20 protein-coding genes are annotated in these 17,330 nt (G+C 71.8%); 8 read left to right on the forward strand and 12 right to left on the reverse strand.

Translation table 11 applies throughout. The features are described 5' to 3' along the window. Positions 1 to 19: 19 nt before the first annotated feature. Complete coding sequence (locus ACFQ11_RS01535; RefSeq protein WP_378295874.1) at positions 20 to 226, forward strand: hypothetical protein; 207 nt, start codon at positions 20 to 22, stop codon at positions 224 to 226. A gap of 757 nt (positions 227 to 983) precedes the next feature. On the opposite strand, the gene ACFQ11_RS01540 is transcribed toward ACFQ11_RS01535, so the two are convergent. Then, positions 984 to 1,370 carry an ATP-binding protein gene (locus ACFQ11_RS01540; RefSeq protein WP_378295876.1) on the reverse strand — a complete coding sequence of 129 codons (387 nt, stop codon included), beginning with the start codon at positions 1,368 to 1,370 and terminating at the stop codon, positions 984 to 986. Between the two features lie 141 nt (positions 1,371 to 1,511). Here ACFQ11_RS01540 and ACFQ11_RS01545 point away from each other — a divergent pair, with 141 nt between their 5' ends. From ACFQ11_RS01545 to ACFQ11_RS01555, 3 genes are read left to right on the forward strand one after another with little or no spacing between them, the layout of a single operon-like run. After that, a complete protein-coding gene (locus ACFQ11_RS01545) occupies positions 1,512 to 2,321 on the forward strand; it encodes a helix-turn-helix domain-containing protein (protein WP_378295877.1) in 810 nt (269 codons plus the stop codon). Beyond that, positions 2,312 to 2,500 (forward strand): DUF397 domain-containing protein, encoded by a 189-nt coding sequence (locus ACFQ11_RS01550; RefSeq protein WP_378295878.1) that lies wholly within the window; start codon positions 2,312 to 2,314, stop codon positions 2,498 to 2,500. The genes ACFQ11_RS01545 and ACFQ11_RS01550 overlap by 10 nt, the downstream gene beginning before the upstream one ends. 37 nt (positions 2,501 to 2,537) lie before the next feature. Continuing rightward, entirely contained in the window at positions 2,538 to 2,726 is a 189-nt protein-coding gene (locus ACFQ11_RS01555; RefSeq protein ID WP_378295879.1) for a DUF397 domain-containing protein, read from the forward strand. Positions 2,727 to 2,853: 127 nt separating this feature from the next. On the opposite strand, the gene ACFQ11_RS01560 is transcribed toward ACFQ11_RS01555, so the two are convergent. Continuing rightward, complete coding sequence (locus tag ACFQ11_RS01560) at positions 2,854 to 4,302, reverse strand: XRE family transcriptional regulator (RefSeq protein WP_378295880.1); 1,449 nt, start codon at positions 4,300 to 4,302, stop codon at positions 2,854 to 2,856. Positions 4,303 to 4,540: 238 nt separating this feature from the next. Here ACFQ11_RS01560 and ACFQ11_RS01565 point away from each other — a divergent pair, with 238 nt between their 5' ends. Then, complete coding sequence (locus tag ACFQ11_RS01565) at positions 4,541 to 4,744, forward strand: hypothetical protein (RefSeq protein ID WP_378295881.1); 204 nt, start codon at positions 4,541 to 4,543, stop codon at positions 4,742 to 4,744. Between the two features lie 64 nt (positions 4,745 to 4,808). Further along, positions 4,809 to 6,377, forward strand: coding sequence for an asparagine synthase (locus tag ACFQ11_RS01570; protein ID WP_378295882.1), 1,569 nt, complete (start codon positions 4,809 to 4,811; stop codon positions 6,375 to 6,377). On the opposite strand, the gene ACFQ11_RS01575 is transcribed toward ACFQ11_RS01570, so the two are convergent. Together ACFQ11_RS01575 and ACFQ11_RS01580 are read right to left on the reverse strand one after the other, a co-directional pair. Then, the gene (locus ACFQ11_RS01575; RefSeq protein ID WP_378295912.1) at positions 6,358 to 6,888 is read right to left on the reverse strand and encodes a GNAT family N-acetyltransferase; all 531 of its coding nucleotides are present in this window, start codon (positions 6,886 to 6,888) and stop codon (positions 6,358 to 6,360) included. The two genes, ACFQ11_RS01570 and ACFQ11_RS01575, sit on opposite strands and share 20 nt — an antisense overlap. A 468-nt stretch (positions 6,889 to 7,356) precedes the next feature. Beyond that, complete coding sequence (locus tag ACFQ11_RS01580) at positions 7,357 to 8,682, reverse strand: SPFH domain-containing protein (RefSeq protein ID WP_378295883.1); 1,326 nt, start codon at positions 8,680 to 8,682, stop codon at positions 7,357 to 7,359. 198 nt (positions 8,683 to 8,880) lie between these two features. On the opposite strand from ACFQ11_RS01580, the gene ACFQ11_RS01585 reads away from it, so the two are divergent. Beyond that, positions 8,881 to 9,363: an SRPBCC family protein gene (locus tag ACFQ11_RS01585; RefSeq protein ID WP_378295884.1), complete on the forward strand. Its 483-nt coding sequence runs from the start codon at positions 8,881 to 8,883 to the stop codon at positions 9,361 to 9,363. Positions 9,364 to 9,382: 19 nt separating this feature from the next. Here ACFQ11_RS01585 and ACFQ11_RS01590 read toward each other — a convergent pair whose 3' ends face one another. The 3 genes from ACFQ11_RS01590 to ACFQ11_RS01600 form a co-directional block, all read right to left on the reverse strand. Then, on the reverse strand, positions 9,383 to 9,583 hold the full coding sequence (locus ACFQ11_RS01590; protein ID WP_378295885.1) for a hypothetical protein: 201 nt from the start codon (positions 9,581 to 9,583) through the stop codon (positions 9,383 to 9,385). Positions 9,584 to 9,666: 83 nt separating this feature from the next. Beyond that, complete coding sequence (locus ACFQ11_RS01595; protein ID WP_378295886.1) at positions 9,667 to 10,368, reverse strand: hypothetical protein; 702 nt, start codon at positions 10,366 to 10,368, stop codon at positions 9,667 to 9,669. A gap of 81 nt (positions 10,369 to 10,449) precedes the next feature. Next, on the reverse strand, positions 10,450 to 11,124 hold the full coding sequence (locus ACFQ11_RS01600; RefSeq protein ID WP_378295887.1) for a lysophospholipid acyltransferase family protein: 675 nt from the start codon (positions 11,122 to 11,124) through the stop codon (positions 10,450 to 10,452). A gap of 413 nt (positions 11,125 to 11,537) precedes the next feature. Here ACFQ11_RS01600 and ACFQ11_RS01605 point away from each other — a divergent pair, with 413 nt between their 5' ends. Next, positions 11,538 to 11,891: an STAS domain-containing protein gene (locus ACFQ11_RS01605; protein WP_378295888.1), complete on the forward strand. Its 354-nt coding sequence runs from the start codon at positions 11,538 to 11,540 to the stop codon at positions 11,889 to 11,891. Between the two features lie 28 nt (positions 11,892 to 11,919). Here the strand turns inward: ACFQ11_RS01605 and ACFQ11_RS01610 are convergent, their stop codons facing one another. The 5 genes from ACFQ11_RS01610 to ACFQ11_RS01630 form a co-directional block, all read right to left on the reverse strand. After that, the gene (locus ACFQ11_RS01610) at positions 11,920 to 12,756 is read right to left on the reverse strand and encodes a glutamate ABC transporter substrate-binding protein (protein ID WP_378295889.1); all 837 of its coding nucleotides are present in this window, start codon (positions 12,754 to 12,756) and stop codon (positions 11,920 to 11,922) included. Positions 12,757 to 12,808: 52 nt separating this feature from the next. Further along, complete coding sequence (locus tag ACFQ11_RS01615; protein ID WP_378295891.1) at positions 12,809 to 14,302, reverse strand: hypothetical protein; 1,494 nt, start codon at positions 14,300 to 14,302, stop codon at positions 12,809 to 12,811. Beyond that, positions 14,299 to 14,973 (reverse strand): FHA domain-containing protein, encoded by a 675-nt coding sequence (locus ACFQ11_RS01620; RefSeq protein WP_378295892.1) that lies wholly within the window; start codon positions 14,971 to 14,973, stop codon positions 14,299 to 14,301. Before ACFQ11_RS01620 ends, ACFQ11_RS01615 begins: the two co-directional genes overlap by 4 nt. Positions 14,974 to 14,977: 4 nt before the next feature. After that, positions 14,978 to 16,357: a VWA domain-containing protein gene (locus tag ACFQ11_RS01625; protein ID WP_378295893.1), complete on the reverse strand. Its 1,380-nt coding sequence runs from the start codon at positions 16,355 to 16,357 to the stop codon at positions 14,978 to 14,980. A 45-nt stretch (positions 16,358 to 16,402) separates the two neighbouring features. After that, positions 16,403 to 17,330 (reverse strand): tetratricopeptide repeat protein (locus ACFQ11_RS01630; RefSeq protein WP_378295895.1); only part of this gene is annotated, 928 nt, incomplete at its 5' end.

The following is a 17,330-nucleotide window of genomic DNA, read 5'->3' on the forward strand; positions in this document are numbered from 1 at the left end:
GGAGTTCAACTGGGCCTACATGCGAGAACATGGCGTCAGGTCGTTCTACGAGATGACCGCCCGCTACGTCGCCGACCGGTGGCGTGCGGCCTTCGACGCCGAGCGCGAGAGCGGCGTCATCGACCGCATCACCACCGTCGAGGCCGACCTCGCGAGCGAGGAGGCCCCCATGCACTGCGACATCTGCAAGAAGACGATCACGGCGCTGTTGTATCTGGACGGGTAGGTCGGGTGCAGGCCCGTACGGGCGGACGAGACGGGCCGACGCGGCGGCCGGTCGCCGATGCGGCGGTCGCGAGTTCAACGCCCGGCGGCCGCGAGGCCGAGGCGTCCTCGGAGACGTCCGAAGAGGCCGCCGGACGGACGGGCGGCGGCGTGGCGGGTCGGCGGCCGGGTCCGGGTTTCCCGGCGGGCAGCCGGACGGAGTCGTGGTGCCGGGCGAGGCGGCGGCACCGGACGGGGCGGGGCCGGGGTCCGGTGCGCGGCGAGGGCCGTTCGGATCATGTCCGCGAGGACGAACGGGCTCGCGGCCTCAAGGAGGCGATCGCCGAGCATGGCCCACCACGAGCCCGTGAACTCCCCGAACCAGCACGGGACGCCGGGGAACCGGCGTGCCAGCTCTGCCTGGACGAGTTCGAGATCACGGTCGAGCCACACCGGGAAGGCACCTTCGGCCGTGCTGTACATAGGTCGAACCTCCGAGTTGTCGATCAAGGCCCCGGACGTCCCGCGCCGTCGCCACTGACGGCGTCCCCGGACACGGCTTCGCGGGGCTCGCACTGACACCGCCGGGAACCGCTCCGCGCCCCCGCCCGAAGGCACCGGACGGACGGACGGGCGGTGCGCGCGGCGTACCGCCTCGGCGGACGCTCTCGGCCGCGCCGGGCGGGGGACGACGGCGGCCCACCGGGACGGCCGTCACGCCGAGCGGACGATGCGAAGGGACGGTGCTCGATGCGCGGGGCCGTCCCCTCGCGGCGGCCTCACGGATTCAGGACCGCGAAGACAACCTTGCCGGTGTTGCCGGACAGGGGCCGCACGCCCCAGTACCGCGTGTACTGCTCGACGACGAACAGGCCGCGCCCGGACTCGCCGTCCAGGTCGGCCCGCTGCACGCGCGGCTCCTCCCAGAGGGAGTCCTGCACCTCCATCCAGAGGGTGCCGTCGTCGTTGTGCCCGATCCGGAACGTGACGTCGTCCGGCCCGGTGGTGTGCCGGATCGCGTTCGTGACCAGCTCACTCGCGACCAGGCACGGAACGAAGTCGTCCGCCCCGGACGCCGCCAGCGCGAGCCGTATGAACCCGCGCACTTCCGCGACCGACTTGAGGTGCCGCTTGACGACCATCTCCGCGTGCGTCGCCTCGATCATGACCAGGCTCCCATCACCGTGTGTGGCTTACCCCACACACTGAGTCACTGTCCGAGTTACGATGTGGCTTACCAAGACGAGCTGGTGATCAATGGGAAGTGATCAAGAAGAGTCGGTAGCTTCCATTCGAGAGGTAGCGCCATGCCCCCCAAGCGTCAACGTCCTCGTGAGGCCCCTGCGCTTGTAGCTTTCGGTCGTCAAATGCGCCGAATGCGAGAGGCCAAGGGCGTCAAGCAGGAGACCATCTCCCATCTCACGAGCATGAGCGGAGCGCAGGTCAGCCGCATCGAGAACGGCAAGAGGCGGGCCAGTCGATCTTTCGCTGAGATCGTCGATGATTACCTGGAGGCGGGCGGAGCCCTCATCGCCCTCTGGAACGACCTGAACAAGGACGGGCACCCGGTCCCCGTCTGGTTTGACTGGCCCAAGATCGAAGCGGACGCCGCCATGCTGGTCTCCTGGGAGCCCATGTTGGTCACGGGCCTTGCTCAGACCCGCGCCTACGCATCCGCCCTACTGAGGGGCAACGAAGAGGCTGTGGACGTTCGCCTGGGCCGCCAGTCCATCCTTGCTCGGGACGATGAAAGGGACGCGACGATCCTCTCCCTACTCATCGACGAGCAAGCGCTGCACCGCCTGGTCGGCGACACCGAGACGATGAAGGAGCAGTTAGAGCACCTGATCGTCCTCAGCATGTTGCCCAACGTCACGGTTCAAGTAGTGTTGGGAAACGGAGAACATGACGGCAACATGGGTGCGTTCGTCGTCGCGACCATGGACGACCGGAGCGAGGTCGCTTACGTCGAGTCGGCCGTACGGCCGATCACGACTGACGACCCCGCGGACTTGTCCGTCCTAGCGCGCACCTTGTTTGCACTTCGTTCGCGGGCCCTCACAGAAGAAATGTCTCGTGAACTAATTAGAAAGGTGGTCCAAGAGAAATGGACCTGAGCAACGCGACCTGGCGCAAGAGCACCTACACGGGATCCAACGGCGGTAACTGCGTCGAACTTGCCGCACTCCCCGGCGCGGTCGGGGTTCGGGACAGCAAGGACCCGGACGGTCCCGTGCTCCTGCTCCGTCCGGCCGCCCTCCGCGAGGCCGTCCAGGCGGCCTCGGCCGAGCGCTGAACTGCACGAGCCCGACGTGGGCGGAAGGCTCTGAGGCATGGACCTGAGCAACGCCACCTGGCGCAAGGCGAGCCGTAGCGGCGAGAACGGCGGTAACTGCGTCGAACTTGCCGCACTCCCCGGTTCGGTCGCCGTCCGCGACAGCAAAGATCCGGACGGACCGGTCCTCCTGCTCCGTCCGGCCGCTCTCCGCAAGGCCGTCCTGACGACCTCGGACGGGCGCTGACCGGCTCGGCCCGTCCAGATCGGACGGGCTGTCCGAGCGCGGCGATGTGCTCGGACGAACGCCGCGCCCCGAGGCCGCCGCGCGCCCGGGTGGCGGTCGCGGGCACTCGGCGTTCTGACATTCGTGTTCAGCGACCGTTGGGTTCGCTGTTCGGCTGACCCGTCGAGGCCAGCGGCGGCAGGGCCTCCAACCGTGCGTGGAGGTCCATCACCTGACGGCTTGGGGTACCGGGACGGCGACGCAGGTCGGCGCGCAGGGCATTGAAGCGGTCGCGGCTGGTGGCACGTAGGGCGCCGGGAGCAATGGTGTCAAGGACGGCCGTGGCGAGCGCGGCCGCGTCGTCGCCACGTCCCTGGACGGCTTCGGCGCGGGCCAGCACGATCGTGGCGGCCGCCCAGCCCGGACGTCCGTGCGGAATGTGCTGGCGCGACTCGTCGGCGTACCGGGCCGCTTGGGCGGCGTCTCCGGCCAGCAAGGCCGCTTCGGCCAGGTGCACTTCGAGTTCGGCGCGGTCGAATCCGAACCGACCGGGAACATCGCTGTCGGGCGCGCTGTCCATGGCGTCCAATGCGCGTCCAGAAATGCGTGCGACCTCGGCGCGGGAGCCGGGACCGAGCGCGGCGGTGGGACGCAGCGCCCCCCACGCAAGCATCTGAGCCTGCCACAGCGGAGAGTCGGCCAGCGAGAACGCATGCTGTGCCAGTTCGATTGCTGAGGGGTGGCGATCCGCGTAATAGGCGGTCATGGCGCGGGCCCCGATGGCCCAGGAGGTCAGCCGGCGGTCGCCGGTGTCGCCGCCGATCCGGGCGGCGGTCGCCAGATGCACGTCCGCTGCGGCCTGGTCGCCGAGGTGAAAGGCCAGGTTCCCGACGAGAGCCGACAGCCATCCGGCGATGCGGCGGAGTTCGCGCCGGTCGGCATCGGCCTGAGGATGCCGAAGCATGGCGTTGACGAGCGTCCGGCACCGGTGCACCTCCGCGGCCAGCACACCGGGCTCATACTGGGAGTATCGCAAGTCGTAATGGTGGAGCGCGGCGGTCAGGTTTTCGCGGGTCTGCGGGCCTCCGAGCGGACCTTCGACCTCCAGCGCCAACTCGATGCTCTCGCGCAGGGCCACGAGGTTCCCAACCGCCATGAGGACTCCAATTCGTGGTCGCCGTCCCGGTCGCTTCTGCCACGCACCGTACTGCGGACGTTCGTTACCGGCGCGGGGGCTCGCCCAATCGGGCAGACCTAGCTGGGCCGGGGTGGCGTCGTAGAGGCGGCACAGGGCCATGCCGTACTCCGGGCTGGGCGGAAAAGCACCGTGCTCCCACCGGCACAGCATCGCCGGGTTCACCGGTGGGACGCCCAGCCCGTCCGCTCGATAGAGCTCGGCGATACCGCGGATCGTGTCCGCGCGAGTCCAGCCGTATGCCCATCGCCACGCCTCAAGAGGCAGCACCTCCGGAAGCCGGGCCTGGATGTGCGCGGCGATCCGTTCCACCGGCCAGCGCCCACGCTGGCCGTGGGCCCGGATACCGCGAGCCTGCTCAGCGAGCTGTTTGCGCCGGGCTCTGCTGATCGTGTGCGGCAACGCCAACCTCCAGCGGGCTCGGCCCCACCCCGCTCCCGAGCGTAACCGACCGTAACGCGACGCTGTATTGCGGTGACCGGCAACGGCCGACTCATTGCCGCAGCACGCGATCGGCGGCAATGGGACGGCGGCAATAGGACGGTCGCGGCGGCGGCATTGATGCTCTCTCGAGCCGGGGCGGAAGGTGAAGGCAGCACCGGATCGGGACCGCTCGGTCCTCACGCGAAAGGAGAGGCCAATGGACTACAGCACCACCCTGCAGACCGGCGAGGCGACTCTGCTGGAGATGTTCCGGCCGCCCGCCGAGAAGAGGGCGAGTACCGAGCACCTGTTCGCGGAGGCACCGCGCCACATCGTTCAGACGCCGCTGGTACGCAACACCTACAAGAAGAAGTCGGGTTCGTCGGACGGGGCCAAGACCTACGACACGACGTCCGTGTGAACGGCCGGCCAGCCGCAATGAGGCGCCCGGCGTCTCGGTGTCATGAGGACGAGAGGGGACGGTCATGCTGACTCTTCGGATCGACCCGAACGCCTCACCGATGTGGAGGTGGGACGGAACCTCGTACGTGACAGGCGATGCCGGACGAGTGACGCCCTTCGTGCATCCGATGGTCGAGCAGCTCGCCGCCACGGACGGCATCCGCACTGCGATCATTGTCCGCGAGCGTGTGCCCGGCCGGGCGCCCGTGTCCCCGGCGCCGGTGAGGGTCGCGGCGGGCGACCTCGACGAGATCGCCGCGCAGACACGGCGGTGGCCGGTCGACCATGTGCTGGTGGAGGTCGCCCCTCGTCGGCCTGTGCGGGTCACCGTCGGTGCGGATCGGTCGACACCGTTGTTCCTCGCCCACCGGGACAGCGTCCTACACGGCTCGTGGGACATGGCCGAGCTGGCGCCGTTCGCGACCGGGATCAATCCCAGGGAAGCGACCCGCCTGCTGATCTACCAGCCCCGCTACTCTACAGAAACCGCCTTCACCGGTATTTACCGGTTGACGGAGCGGGCAACGGCCACCTTCGGCGGCGATCTGGTCATCAGCTATCCAGAGCCTGTCGTGCACGCCGAGCCACGCGAACTGGTGGACGGAGCCGACGTACTGACTGCATTCGTCGAGGCCATCGACACGGCCCTGGACGCACGTCCCTTGGAGCCCGCCGCGACCGTGTGCCACCTGACCGGTGGGCTGGATTCCGACTCGATCGGCACACGCGCGGCCAGGCGCTGGCCCGGCCAGGTCGACACCGCGACACTGATCGTCATTGGCCCGGGGCGCGAGCAGCAGATCCGGCGCCGGGCCGAAATGCGCGATCGGGTGCCGTTCGGGCCGCACGACCTGCAAGTCGATACCCGCGGCCGTCTGATGTTCGGTCCGTTCTGCGCCCGGGTACGCGGCGACCTGGTCAGCCCCTATGACGAGCCGCTCTACCAGCACTTCGATGAACTGAACGCCCTGATCGCCTCAATGGGGGCGCACAGCGTGGTGACCGGCCTAGGCGGCGACGAGATGGTCGCGATCGGGTCGGACGAGTCAGCGCAGGCCGCCGCCGACCGGACCGACGACTCATCGCTGTCTTGGCTCGGGCCCCGTGCCCGGGCCGCGATCGAGTATGTCGACGACGCCATCGCTCCTCCGGCCATGGCCGGGGGGATCACCCTCCTAGCAGCGGAGACCGTCGCGCCGCCCCTTCTGCGCGCCGGGCTGTGGCCGGTGCATCCGTTCGCTCACCGGGCGCTGATCGAACTGGGCGACCAACTCCCGTTTCACTGGCGCGAACTCAAGCAACTGCAGCGCCGACACCTCGGCACGTTCGGGCTCAGCCACGATGCCTGCAACCCCGAACGACGCGAGAGCTTCGCCGAACTGGTCGAAGAATCTCTTGGCGTCAACGGGCTTCCGCTGCTGCGCCGCATCCTGAATGAAGGATCACCGCTGATCGAAGCGGGGCTGCTGGATCCCGATGGTCTCAAGACCACCGTCGCCGCGCTGGAAACCGAGCCTTACCACGAAGAGCCACACTCCAAGCTGGTCGAGGTCATCACGCTCGACCAGGCCGTCAGAGCGTTCCTGTCCTAACCCCCAAGAACGACGACAGGTCGAGCCGCTCGGCCCGCCTCGCCATCATGTACAGCCGGACGTGCGTCCGCTGCTCCTCACGCACCAGCACGAACCCCTGCGTCCGGTTGTAGCGGACCACCCGCTCGACGTGGCAGTGGCGCCGCACCCACGGCACCCCGAGCCGAGCAGCCCGATCGACCGCCCACCACGCCATCGACGTGCCCGGCTTCCGGTCCCGCACAGCCGGATCGGTGATCGAACCCGATAGGTACAGTGCGGCCTCGTCACGTTCCTCGTCGGTCCACCCCCACGGCGGCCCCTGCTCCTGCACCAGCATTTGCCCGACGACACCACGCTCGTCGTCCGCCAAAACCCACACGTCCCCGGCCGGGTTTTCGCACTGAGCGACCAAGTCGTGCAAGGCGTCCCGCCAGCTCTGCAGTCCTCGCCGCTCCAGCCAGGCACACCGAGCCTCCACCATCCTGGCGACCTCAGGACGGTCGGCGGTCACCGCGGGACGCATCTCCATCACCGGCCCATTGTGCGTCGACCTGTGTCCACCACGCAGCCGACCTCAGCAAGTACACATCGACAAGGCCCTGCAACGGCTGGGCCGAGCTTGTCGCACTCCCGCCGCCGGTCGGCGATCACGGTCCGCTCGTCCTCGCTCAAGTACCTGCCCGAACACGACGGCGGCTCCACCGGCACGTTCGCCGGTGGAGCCGCCTTGTGCCTCCCGGACGTTCTGCGTCCGTTCCGCCGGCGCCTGCCCGTCTTCGAATTCACCCCCGACGACCCGGCACGCGGCCTCGTTGCCGTAGCCCTGCCGCATGAGTTCGAAGTATGCCGCCCGCTCGGCGGCCGGCTTCACCGGCCGCTGCGGCGACCGAACCCCACGAATCCCGAAGTCCAACACAACCCCTCGTGAACTGAGGTGTTGCATCGACCCCTAGAACCCCAGGTGTTCGTCCGGCCGGGCCTTCGTGACGGGTGCGGGTCAGTCTTCCTTCGGGGGCGTGGGGTTGGGGATTTCGACGGGGTTGTCGGGGGCGTGGCCGTTCGCGGCGGCGGGGGTGGCGTTGAGGTTGCCGAGGAGCTGGCGGGCGACGCCGAGGCCGGTGCCGCCGAGGGTGAGGGCCTTCGCGAGCATGTCCTCGACGCCCTGGGCGCCGTTCAGGACGACCATGTTGTCGACGTTGCCGAACACCTCGGCGCCCGCCTCGACGATCTCCGGCCACTTCTCCGCGAGCTGCTGCGCGATGACCGCGTCGGTGTTCTCGGCGAGGGCCTCGGCGCGGGCCTTGATGGCCGCGGCCTCCGCGAGGCCCTTCTGGCGGATGGCGTCCGCCTCGGCCTCGCCCATGACGCGGGTCGCGTCGGCCTTGCGCTCCGCCTCCTTCTTGGCGGCGTCCGCGTAGGCGATGCGCTCGTCGCGCTGCGCCTCGGCCAGCTTGACCTGCTCGTAGGCGCGGGCGTCGGCGGGCTTGCGGATCTCCGACTCCAGGCGCTTCTCGGTGCGCTCGGCCTCCAGCTCGGCGTTGCGGGTCTCGCGGAGGATGACCTCCTGGCGGGCCTGCTGCTCGGCCTGCTTGACCTGCCCGTTGTACTCGGCCTTCTTCATCTCGGTGTCCCGGATGACGGCGGCGTTCTCCCGCTCGGTCTCCTGCTCGCGGCGGGTCGCCTCCTGGTTGCGCTCCGCCTCGGCGATGCGGGCGGCGGACGCGACGCGGGCGGCGTGCGGGCGGCCGAGGTTGACGATGTAGCCGGTCTCGTCGTCGATCTCCTGTATCTGCAGGGAGTCGACGATCAGGCCGAGCTTGCTCATCTCGTCGGCGGCCGACATGCGGGTCTCGCTGGTCAGCCGCTCCCGGTTGAGGATGAGGTCCTCGACGGTGAGGTTGCCGATGATCGAGCGCAGGTGACCGGTGAACAGCTCGTGGATGGCGCCGTCCATGGACGCCTGCTGCTCCAGGAAACGGCGGGCGGCGTTCGCGATCGAGACGAGGTCGTCGCCGACCTTGTAGATGACGACGCCGCGCACGTGCACCGGGATGCCCTGCTGCGTGACGCACTGGACCTCGAGGTTGCCGGCGCGGCTGTCGAGGCGCAGCCGGCGGGACGTCTGGAAGCCGGGGAGCACCGCGGTGCCCTTACCGGTGACGATCTTGAAGCCGAGGCTGTCGAGGCCCGTCTCGCTCTTGGACCGCGCCCCGAGCCCCGAGATGATCAGCGCCTCGTTCGGTTCGGCGACCCGCCAGACGAGCTTGAACAGGATGATCAGGACGATGATACCGACGACGACGCCGCCGATGATGATGGCCATCCGGCCCCCTTCCGTGCTCGGGCGGCGGGCCCGATACGGGAGGGCACGTCCGCGCTACCGGTAGGACGCGGCGGACGCGCGAACGGTTCTGCCTTCCCGGAAGTTCCCGGCGAACGGTGGCGAGCCGGCGGCCGCACCGCCCTATAGTGACCCGGAACCGGACACGGCCTCCGGCAGCCGACATCTCGCGAGGGCCCCATGAACCGACTCTTCGCAACCGGCACGGTGACGATCGACGCCGCCCCCGACCGCGTGTTCGAAGTGATCAGCGACCCGGCCGTCATGGCGCGGCTCGGCGAGGAGATCGTCTCCGCCGAATGGGTCGGCGGCGCCGCGCGCGCCGCGCTCGGCGCACGGTTCGCGGGGCACAACCGCAAGGGGCGGCGCCGCTGGACGACCCTCTGCACGGTCGTCGAACTCGAACCCGGCCGCCGCTTCGTCTACGACGTCCACGCGCCGCCGCCGCTGGGCGTCCCGATCGCGCGGTGGGGTTACGAGATCGAACCTGCGGAGGACGGCGCCTGCACCGTCACCGAGAAGAACTGGGCGCGCGTGCCCGTGTGGTTCGTCCCGTTCGCGATGCTCATCACCGGCACGATCCACCGGCCGCGGCTCAACTCGGCCAACATCACGACGACGCTGGACCGGCTGAAGGCGCACGTCGAGGACGGCGCCGCCTGAGCCGCGCCCCCGAAGGCCGCTACCCGAAGGCGGGGGCCACGTAGACGGTGCGCGGGGGCTGGTGCTCGACGACGATGACGAGGGTGCCGACCGGGATCTCGTCTCGGGGGTCGACGGGGTGCGCGTAGAAGGCCTCGACGCCGCCGCGGATCGGGATCATCACCTCGCCGACGAGCCCCGGGCCGATCTTGCCGGTCACCCGGCCCTGCTTGCCGATCAACAGTTCTCCCGCCCGTCGTCGCACTGCCGCATTCAGGTCGCACTGCCGCTTAGAGGAAGATTATCCGTTGGGCGCGCCGGACGTCAGGGGAGGAACCGCTCCGCGTGCTCGCGGGCCTCGGCGGCGATCCGCTCGGCCTCGTCGCGGGTCGCGTTGGGCCCGACGACGGTGATCGTCGCGAGGTAGTCGCGGCCCCGGAAGACGACGTACCACGCCTTCGTGTGGGCGGCCCCGGCGATCGTCGTGACGCCGACGGTGCGGGACCCCTGGCCGATCTCGCCGCGCGGCGACTCGGCGACGCGGTGCACGGCCCACTTCGAGCCGATCCGGGTCTTGAAGGTGAGGCAGCCGGACGGGACGCGCGCGTTGACCTGCTCCTCGGCGTCGTCCGCCTGCATCGCCATGAGGGTCTGGCTCACGGTCTGCCCGTTGGCCTTGGTGAACGTGACGAGCGCGGCCGGGACGTTCGCGGGGATCTTCCCGCCGGGACCGCCGGCGCCGTTCCCGCAGCGGGGCTTGTCGAGCTCCACGCCCTCCTGGAGGCGCGCGGCGTTGCGGATGGCGCGCAGCGTCCCGTACTCGCCGAGGTCGGGGTCGCCGCCGCGCTGGTAGCCGGGCAGTTCGGTGAGCAGCGCCTGGGCGAGCTGGTCGGAGGTGTAGCCGATGCCCGCGACGGCGACGCTGCCGCCGCCGGACGTCCGGGCGGGATCGTCGCCGCCGCACGCGGACGCCGCCGCGGCGGTCAGGGCCGCCGCCAGGACGAGCGGGAGGAGCCGGTGCGCCATGCCCGCGACCTTACGGGCAGGGCGGGCGAAACCGGCCCGGCGACACGCCCGGCGCGGCGACCCGGCCGGGCGGGGCCGGGGTCACGCCTGGTGGTCGGCGCGCTCGTTGTAGCAGCCGGCGTAGTCCTGCCCGGAGAGCTTCTGGATGGTCTCGACGATCTCGTCGGTGATGGCGCGGCGGGCCTTGGCCGGGGGCAGGTCGCCGTAGTGGGAGAAGTCCATCGGGGGGCCGATGCGGACGGTGGGGCGCGGGCCGAAGAAGCGCGGCCAGGCGGCGCCGATCGGCTGGATCTTCTCGGTGCCCTCCAGCCCGATGGGCAGGACGCGCGCGCCCGACTCCAGGACGAGCCAGCCGATGCCGGTGCGGCCGCGGTAGAGGCGGCCGTCCTGGGAGCGGGTGCCCTCGGGGTAGACGGCGAACGCGCCGCTGTTGCCGAGGACGTCGGCGGCCTGCTCGAGGGCGCCCATGGCGGCGCGGCGGGCGCCGCGGCGGACGGGGACGTGCCCGAGGTTGGTGAGGAACCAGCGGACGAACCGCTTCTTCGGCCCGCGGCCCTCGAAGTAGTCGGCCTTGGCGATGTAGGTCACCGGGCGCGGCACGGCGAGCGGGATGATGAAGCTGTCGATGAACGACAGGTGGTTGCTGGCGACGATGAGGGGCCCGTAGCTCGGGACGTTCTCCCCGCCCTCCACCTTGGGCCGGAAAATCAGCCACAGGATCGGACGCACCACGCGCGTCATGAACGTGTAGAACATCCAGCCTCCCGATTTCGCCAACGCCACTGTAACGCCCGGGTCGATCCCCGCCCGTGCGGGCGCCCCGATTTTCTCACCCCGAGGTGACGGCGAAATGGTCTCCTCCCTGGTCAGGGGTGGGGCGGAATCGAGTTCCCGGAGCGCGCCGCCGGTTCTGTGAGATCCATCCCATTGGACGTGCGGTCCAATCCGAGGGGCCATTCATTACTGTAAGGTAAGTTTCTGTTGAGTAAGTTTTTGCCCGCGGCGACGCGCGGCGGCCCCCTCCGGGCGTGTTACGGTCCCGGGGACAAGCTCGGGCGACCTGGCCCTTTTACCGGCAAGCCTTGGAATGCGGGCGCCGAGTAGGTAATGCTGAGGAGTCACCTGAGAGGGTCCGGCGGGACCTCGATGACAGGGGCGTGGAGGTGACCATGGACTTCGACATCAACCTCATGCGGGACGACCGCTGCACCCTCGTCCGGGTCAAGGGCGACATCGACGTGGTGTCGCGGGAACGCTTCGAGGAGACGCTGCTCGAGGCCGTGGACGCGGGCGGCCCCGTGGTCGTCGACATGCGCGAGGTCACGTTCTGCGACTCCACCGGGCTCAACGTCGTCGTCATCGCGAACCGGCGGGCCCTGGAGGGCGACGCGCACCTGGCGCTCGTCGCGCTGCCGCCGCGCGTCCAGCGCGTCTTCAGCATCACCGGCGTCGACAAGTACGTCCCGGTCCACGACACGCTGCGCGAGGCCCTCGCCGCCATGCCGTCCGCCACCCGCGGCTGACCCGGGCGGCCCCCGGGACGGACGGGCGTCACGTGCAGCCCTCGAACTGCGGGACGCTCGTCGTCAGCTCCAGCCCCGACTCGCCGAACCACTCGCGCAGCAGCCGCTCCGCCGTCCCGTCCTGGTACATCCGGGTGATCGCGCGGTTCACGGCCGCGCACCCCGCCACGTCCCCCTTGCGGATCCCGACGCCGTACTTCTCGTCCGTGAACGGGTCGTTGATGATCCGGCCGGGCCCGTCCCCCGCGAACCCCGCGAGGATGAGGTCGTCGGTCGAGACGGCGTCGAGGTCGCCGCGCGCGAGGGCCTCCATGCACGCCCCGTACGTCGGGTACCGGACGGGCACGGCCGCGACCCCGCGCTCCTCGATGACGCGCCGCCACGAGTTCGAGCCCGTCACCGCGCAGATCTCCCGGCCCGCCAGGTCGCGGACGTCGTCGACCCCCGGCAGCCCCGGACGGACGAGCGTGTCCTGGTGGGCCACGTAGTACGGCCCGGCGAACGTGACCTTCCGCTTGCGGGCCGCGGTGATCGAGTACGTCGCGACGATCATGTCGACGCGGCCCGCGGCGAGCGCCTCCTCGCGGACGGACGAGTTCGTCGTGGTGAACTCGATCCGCTCGGGCGGCACGCCGAGCCGGCCCGCGATGTAGGTGGCGACGTCGACGTCGAACCCCGCGTACGTCCCGTCCGGGCGCTTGACGCCGAGGCCCGGCTGGTCCTCCTTCACCCCGATGACCAGCCGGTGGTTGTCGGCGATGGTGCGCCGCTGCGGGCCGCCGATCCCGCAGCCTGCGACCGCCGGCACGGCGAGGACGGCGAGGACGGCGGCGAGGGCCGCGGCGGCGGGGCGGGTCGCGCGCATGGTCGGTCCTCCTCGGTCGTGGGTACTCGGTCGTGGGTACTCGGTCGGCGGGTCAGCGGAACTCGGCGAGCCGGGGGCGGACGCCCGCGGCGGCGAGCAGCGCGATCGCGGCGACGGCGGCGGCCGGGACGGCGGACCAGCCGCGCAGCCCGCCGTCGGCGGCGGTGATCGCGTCGTCGAACGCGTCGCGGTGCACGGACGTCAGCGCGTTCAGCGCCGCGTCGTAGGCGGCGAAGTCGCGAAGGGCGCCGTCGGCGCGGTCCATCCGCAGGTCGATGGCGGCGGCCCGGTCCCCCGCGGCGGCGCGCCGCCGGATCTCCGCGTCCGCTTGCTGCACCGCCAGGTACGCCTCCAGGGTGCGTTCCAGCGCGTCGGCCTCGCGTCCCCGCTCGGCGTTGCGGGCCGCATCCCCGAGGAAGCCGAGGAACGGGACGTCCTGCCCGATGCCCGGCTCGTACGAGGTGAGCGCGCTCTCCAAAGCCGTGTAGTAGTTCTCCAGGTTCAGCGGACGGCCGCCCATGTCGGGGTAGACGACCGACAGCGACTTGTCGAGGTACACCTGGTCGTAGGTGTCGGCGCGGCCCGGGTCGAGCAGGAACCGGCTCTCGTCGGCGAACGCGTTGTGGCTGATCGCGCGGGCCCGGGACAGCGCGAGGATCGCGTCGAACCCGTCCTCCTTCGCGCGCTCGATGTGTCCGGCGTGCGCGGTCAGCAGCGCGGCGCCGACGGCGGTCAGCACGACCGTCCCGGCCGTCGCCAGGACGAGCGCGGGGTTCAGCACGCGCCGGAACGTGCGGGCCAGATAGACCTGGAGGACGAGCAGGAGGCCCAGGGACACCGCGCCCAGCAGCAGCAGCCACGCCCTCCCTCCCAGGACGTCCGCGCGTTTCGTCTCGTACGACTGCTGGACGCGCGCGCCGCTGTCGAGCGTGATGTTGTACGCCTTCGGCAGGATCTCCAGCTTCATCAGGTCGGTCGCCTGCCGGTACGCGCCGATGACGTCCGGCGGGAGCTCCCCCGGCGGGTGCCCGGACTGCTCGCTGAGCTGCAGCGCCCGGCCGACGAGCCGCTCGTAGCGGCCGAGGCCGTCCAGGACGTCCTGGACGGTCCGGCGCAGCGCGGGGTCGCCGCCGGCGAGCTGCGCGGCCTGGACCGCCGCCGCGTCCGCCTCCGCCCGGCGCTCCTCGTAGATGCGCAGGCTCTCCGCGCGCCCGATGCCGAGGTCGTGGTCGTCGCCGATGAGCAGGACGTTCGACACCTGCGCGTCCATGTCGCTGAGCGCGAAGTACAGGGTGCCGGTCGCGACGACCTCCGGGCCCTCCTCGTGCCCGATCATCCGGACGGAGTCGCGGGCGTCGTCCACCGCGACGGCGAGCACCGCGAGCAGCCCCGCCTGCGCGAGCAGGACGAGCGCGAGCTGCACGCGGATCCGCCCGGGGATCGTGCTCAGCGTCCGCCGCGCCCGGCCCGGACGGGACGGCCCGGGCGGGCCGGGCGGCTCGGGCGGTTCGGCGGGCGCGGAGGCGCGCGGGGGAGTGACGGTCATGGTCCGCCCCGCCTGGTCAGCGTGATCGTCGTCCAGGCGCCCACGTGGATGCGGTCGCCGTCGCCGACCGGCACCGGCACCATCGCCTTCAGCGGCTCGACCTCGCCGTTCATCGTGGTGCCGTTGCGCGCGCCGTGGTCGGTGATCGTCCAGGTGCCGTCCGCGCGCGCGTTGAGGACGGCGTGCAGGTGCGACACGCCGGGGTCGGCGGGCGGCTCGCCGAGGTCGATCGCCGGGGTGATGCCGCGGGACGCGCTGCGCCGCCCGATCCACACCTCGCCGTCGCGCAGCGGGATCCGGCGCTCCGGGCAGTACGGCGGGAACTCCAGGCCGGGCGCGTCGGGGCCGAGTTCGGCGATCACCGAGTTGTAGTAGGCGCGGTCGGCGTTGACCACGGCGACCCAGCCCTGCGGCGCGCTGACGGGCGGCCGGGGGCCGGGAATGCGCGGGACGCCCCGGTTCTCGGCGGACGCGCCGTGCGCGGGGTGAGGCGGATCCTCGAACCGCGTCCCGCAGTTCTCGCAGAACCGGGCGTCCGGGGTCCGCGCCGTCCCGCAGTTGCGGCAGAACCCGGCGATCGGGCTCGCGGGGATCGTCCCGTCCATCGGGCGGCCGCACACGTCGCAGTACTCGATGTCCTCGGAACGGTGACCGATCGGGCATACCGGCATGGCCTCAGCTCCCCGCCTCTCCCGGCGGCCCCGCCTGCTCGGCCCGGCGCGCCTCGTCCGATTGGCCGGATTGATCCGGTTCACCGCCATGATCTCTCGCGGGGCCGGTCCCTGTCCGCACCGTCCGCACCGTCCGCACCGAACGGGTGTCGAGCGCCATCTCGTCCGCCTTCGCGACGCCCGGCCGCAGCCGCACCGTCCCCGACTCGCCGTCCACCACCTCCACCACCCGGTCCAGCAGCCCCGCGACCTGCTCGTTCCCCACCTCCCGCGCCAGCACCACCGCCCGCCCCAGCCGCCGCGTCGCCGTCTCCTCGTCCCCCGCCCGGCGCGCCGCCAGCCCCTCCCGCACCGCCTCCGCCAGCTCCGACTGCCCCGTGTGGTGCGCGACCCGCCGGTTGATCCGCGTGGACCGCGCCTCGTCGTCCGTCCACTCGGCCAGCACGTTCCCCGACGCCAGCACCGCCCCGTCCGGCGCGACCAGCTTCACCTGCGCCGCCCGCATCCGCTGCCCGATCGCGCCCGCCGGGACCCGCACGCACAGGTGGTACTCGCGCGCCTCGCTGCCCCACGCGCCCACCGGATAGTCGCCCGTCCGCTCACCGGACGCGACACGGCGCGCCGTCAGGTCCTCGACCGCCGGGACCATCTGCTTCAGGAACCGCAGCTCCGCGGCCTGCGGCGTCCACACGCGCAGCGCCACGTCCGCGACCCGCTTGCCCATCGCGGTGCGCGCCATCGCCCGGAAGTCCGCCTCCAGGTCCGCCGGGTCCGGGACGTCCAGGAACCCGCCCAGCAGCGCCGACGTGACCTTGCGCAGCTCCGCGACCTCCCAGTCCGTGCCGACGCCGCGCGCGTCGCACACGAACCGGCCCGCGCACCCCCGCAGCACCGCGTCCAGCTCCGCCGCCGACTCGTGCTGGTTCTTGCCGTCCGTCAGCAGGATCGCGTGCCGCACCGCGCCGTCGTGCCCCGCCAGCAGCCGGTCCGCGAGCCGCAGCCACGACCCGATCGCCGTCCCGCCCCCCGCGTCCAGCCGCCCGACCGCGCGCGCCGCGCTCCGCCGCGTCCGCTCGTCCGCGCGCACCAGCCGCTCCCCCTGCGGGAACACCATCCGGGGCCGGTTGGCGCCCGCGACGACCGCGAAGTGCACCCCGTCGCGCAGCACGTCGACCGCCGTGACCGCCGCCCGCTTCGCCGCCGCCATCTTGCCGCCGAACGACATCGACCCCGACGCGTCGATGACGATCACCTCGGCCGCCTCGGCCCCGGACCCGGACCCGCCCCGCGCCTCCACGGACACGATCGCGTGCATGTCCCGGCCGCCGTCCGGCAGGAACGGGTTCTGGTCGACGCTGATCCGGAACTCGGGAAGGTCGCTCATCGGGCGGGCTCCCTGGACGGGGTCGGGGACGTCATCGTCATTCGGCTACAGCAGCGTTCTCGGGCGGACGGCGTTGGCGCGCCGCACCATCGCGTGCCGGACGTCCCGCCCGTCCGCGAGCTTGGCGAGCAGCCGGTACGTCTCCTCCAGGCGCGCACGCAGAGCGGGCTCCCGCAGCGGCGTGCCGAGCAGCCTCCGGCCGGACCGGAACCGCGCCGCGACCGACCCGGCCGCGCCCGCACCCGCGCCCGCCCGCACCCACGCCAGCGCCGCCTCCAGCACCTCGGCCGAGAACACCGCGCGCCGCTCGGTGTCCAGCCGCAGCGACTCCAGCCGCCGCCCCGCCGCCAGCAGCGCGTCCGCCGACAGCGCGCCCGGCTCCCGGCCCCGCACCGCCACCGCGACCGCCGCGAGCTGCGCCGCCAGATAGTCGCTCGAGATGCGCGGCACCGCGTCCAGCACCCGCTCCGCACCCGCCCGGTTCCCCGCCGCGAGCCGGACCCGCGCCAGCCCGAACGCCGCGCTCACGTGCGTCGGATCGGTCCGCCACACCGTCTCGTAGTAGGGACCGGCGGACGCCGCGTCGCCCCGGCACTCGTGGCAGAACGCCAGCGCCAGTTTCGGCGCCTGCTCGCCCGGCATCAGGTCGTACACGCCGTTGAACGTGCGCGCCGCCGCCTCCGCGTCGCCGCCCGCCAGCGCCCGCACCCCCCGGTACCAGCCGACCCGCCAGTCGCCCGGCCGCTCCTCCTCGATCTCGTCCAGCAGCGCCGCCGCCCCGTCCGGGTCGCCCAGCCCGATCCGGGCGCGCGCCAAAGCCAGCTTCACCTCGGGCGACGCCACCGGCGCGGCGCTCAACGCCGCCGCCAGGTCGCCCGGGTCGCGGGCGGTCAGGCCCGCGAGGAACGCCGACGCCGGATCCGCCGCCGCCACCAGCGGCGCCGGCAGCGCGGCCGCCGCCGCGGACGCCTCC

Source organism: Actinomadura sediminis, from assembly GCF_042675525.1.
Lineage (GTDB): Bacteria > Actinomycetota > Actinomycetes > Streptosporangiales > Streptosporangiaceae > Spirillospora > Spirillospora sediminis.

Bases quoted from the DNA above. Each gene is read 5' to 3' on its own strand.
- ACFQ11_RS01535 (WP_378295874.1), top strand. From the start codon at position 20: ATGCGAGAACATGGCGTCAGGTCGTTCTACGAGATGACCGCCCGCTAC.
- ACFQ11_RS01540 (WP_378295876.1), bottom strand. From the start codon at position 1,370: ATGATCGAGGCGACGCACGCGGAGATGGTCGTCAAGCGGCACCTCAAG.
- ACFQ11_RS01545 (WP_378295877.1), top strand. From the start codon at position 1,512: ATGCCCCCCAAGCGTCAACGTCCTCGTGAGGCCCCTGCGCTTGTAGCT.
- ACFQ11_RS01550 (WP_378295878.1), top strand. From the start codon at position 2,312: ATGGACCTGAGCAACGCGACCTGGCGCAAGAGCACCTACACGGGATCC.
- ACFQ11_RS01555 (WP_378295879.1), top strand. From the start codon at position 2,538: ATGGACCTGAGCAACGCCACCTGGCGCAAGGCGAGCCGTAGCGGCGAG.
- ACFQ11_RS01565 (WP_378295881.1), top strand. From the start codon at position 4,541: ATGGACTACAGCACCACCCTGCAGACCGGCGAGGCGACTCTGCTGGAG.
- ACFQ11_RS01570 (WP_378295882.1), top strand. From the start codon at position 4,809: ATGCTGACTCTTCGGATCGACCCGAACGCCTCACCGATGTGGAGGTGG.
- ACFQ11_RS01575 (WP_378295912.1), bottom strand. From the start codon at position 6,888: ATGGAGATGCGTCCCGCGGTGACCGCCGACCGTCCTGAGGTCGCCAGG.
- ACFQ11_RS01580 (WP_378295883.1), bottom strand. From the start codon at position 8,682: ATGGCCATCATCATCGGCGGCGTCGTCGTCGGTATCATCGTCCTGATC.
- ACFQ11_RS01585 (WP_378295884.1), top strand. From the start codon at position 8,881: ATGAACCGACTCTTCGCAACCGGCACGGTGACGATCGACGCCGCCCCC.
- ACFQ11_RS01595 (WP_378295886.1), bottom strand. From the start codon at position 10,368: ATGGCGCACCGGCTCCTCCCGCTCGTCCTGGCGGCGGCCCTGACCGCC.
- ACFQ11_RS01600 (WP_378295887.1), bottom strand. From the start codon at position 11,124: ATGTTCTACACGTTCATGACGCGCGTGGTGCGTCCGATCCTGTGGCTG.
- ACFQ11_RS01605 (WP_378295888.1), top strand. From the start codon at position 11,538: ATGGACTTCGACATCAACCTCATGCGGGACGACCGCTGCACCCTCGTC.
- ACFQ11_RS01610 (WP_378295889.1), bottom strand. From the start codon at position 12,756: ATGCGCGCGACCCGCCCCGCCGCCGCGGCCCTCGCCGCCGTCCTCGCC.
- ACFQ11_RS01615 (WP_378295891.1), bottom strand. From the start codon at position 14,302: ATGACCGTCACTCCCCCGCGCGCCTCCGCGCCCGCCGAACCGCCCGAG.
- ACFQ11_RS01620 (WP_378295892.1), bottom strand. From the start codon at position 14,973: ATGCCGGTATGCCCGATCGGTCACCGTTCCGAGGACATCGAGTACTGC.
- ACFQ11_RS01625 (WP_378295893.1), bottom strand. From the start codon at position 16,357: ATGAGCGACCTTCCCGAGTTCCGGATCAGCGTCGACCAGAACCCGTTC.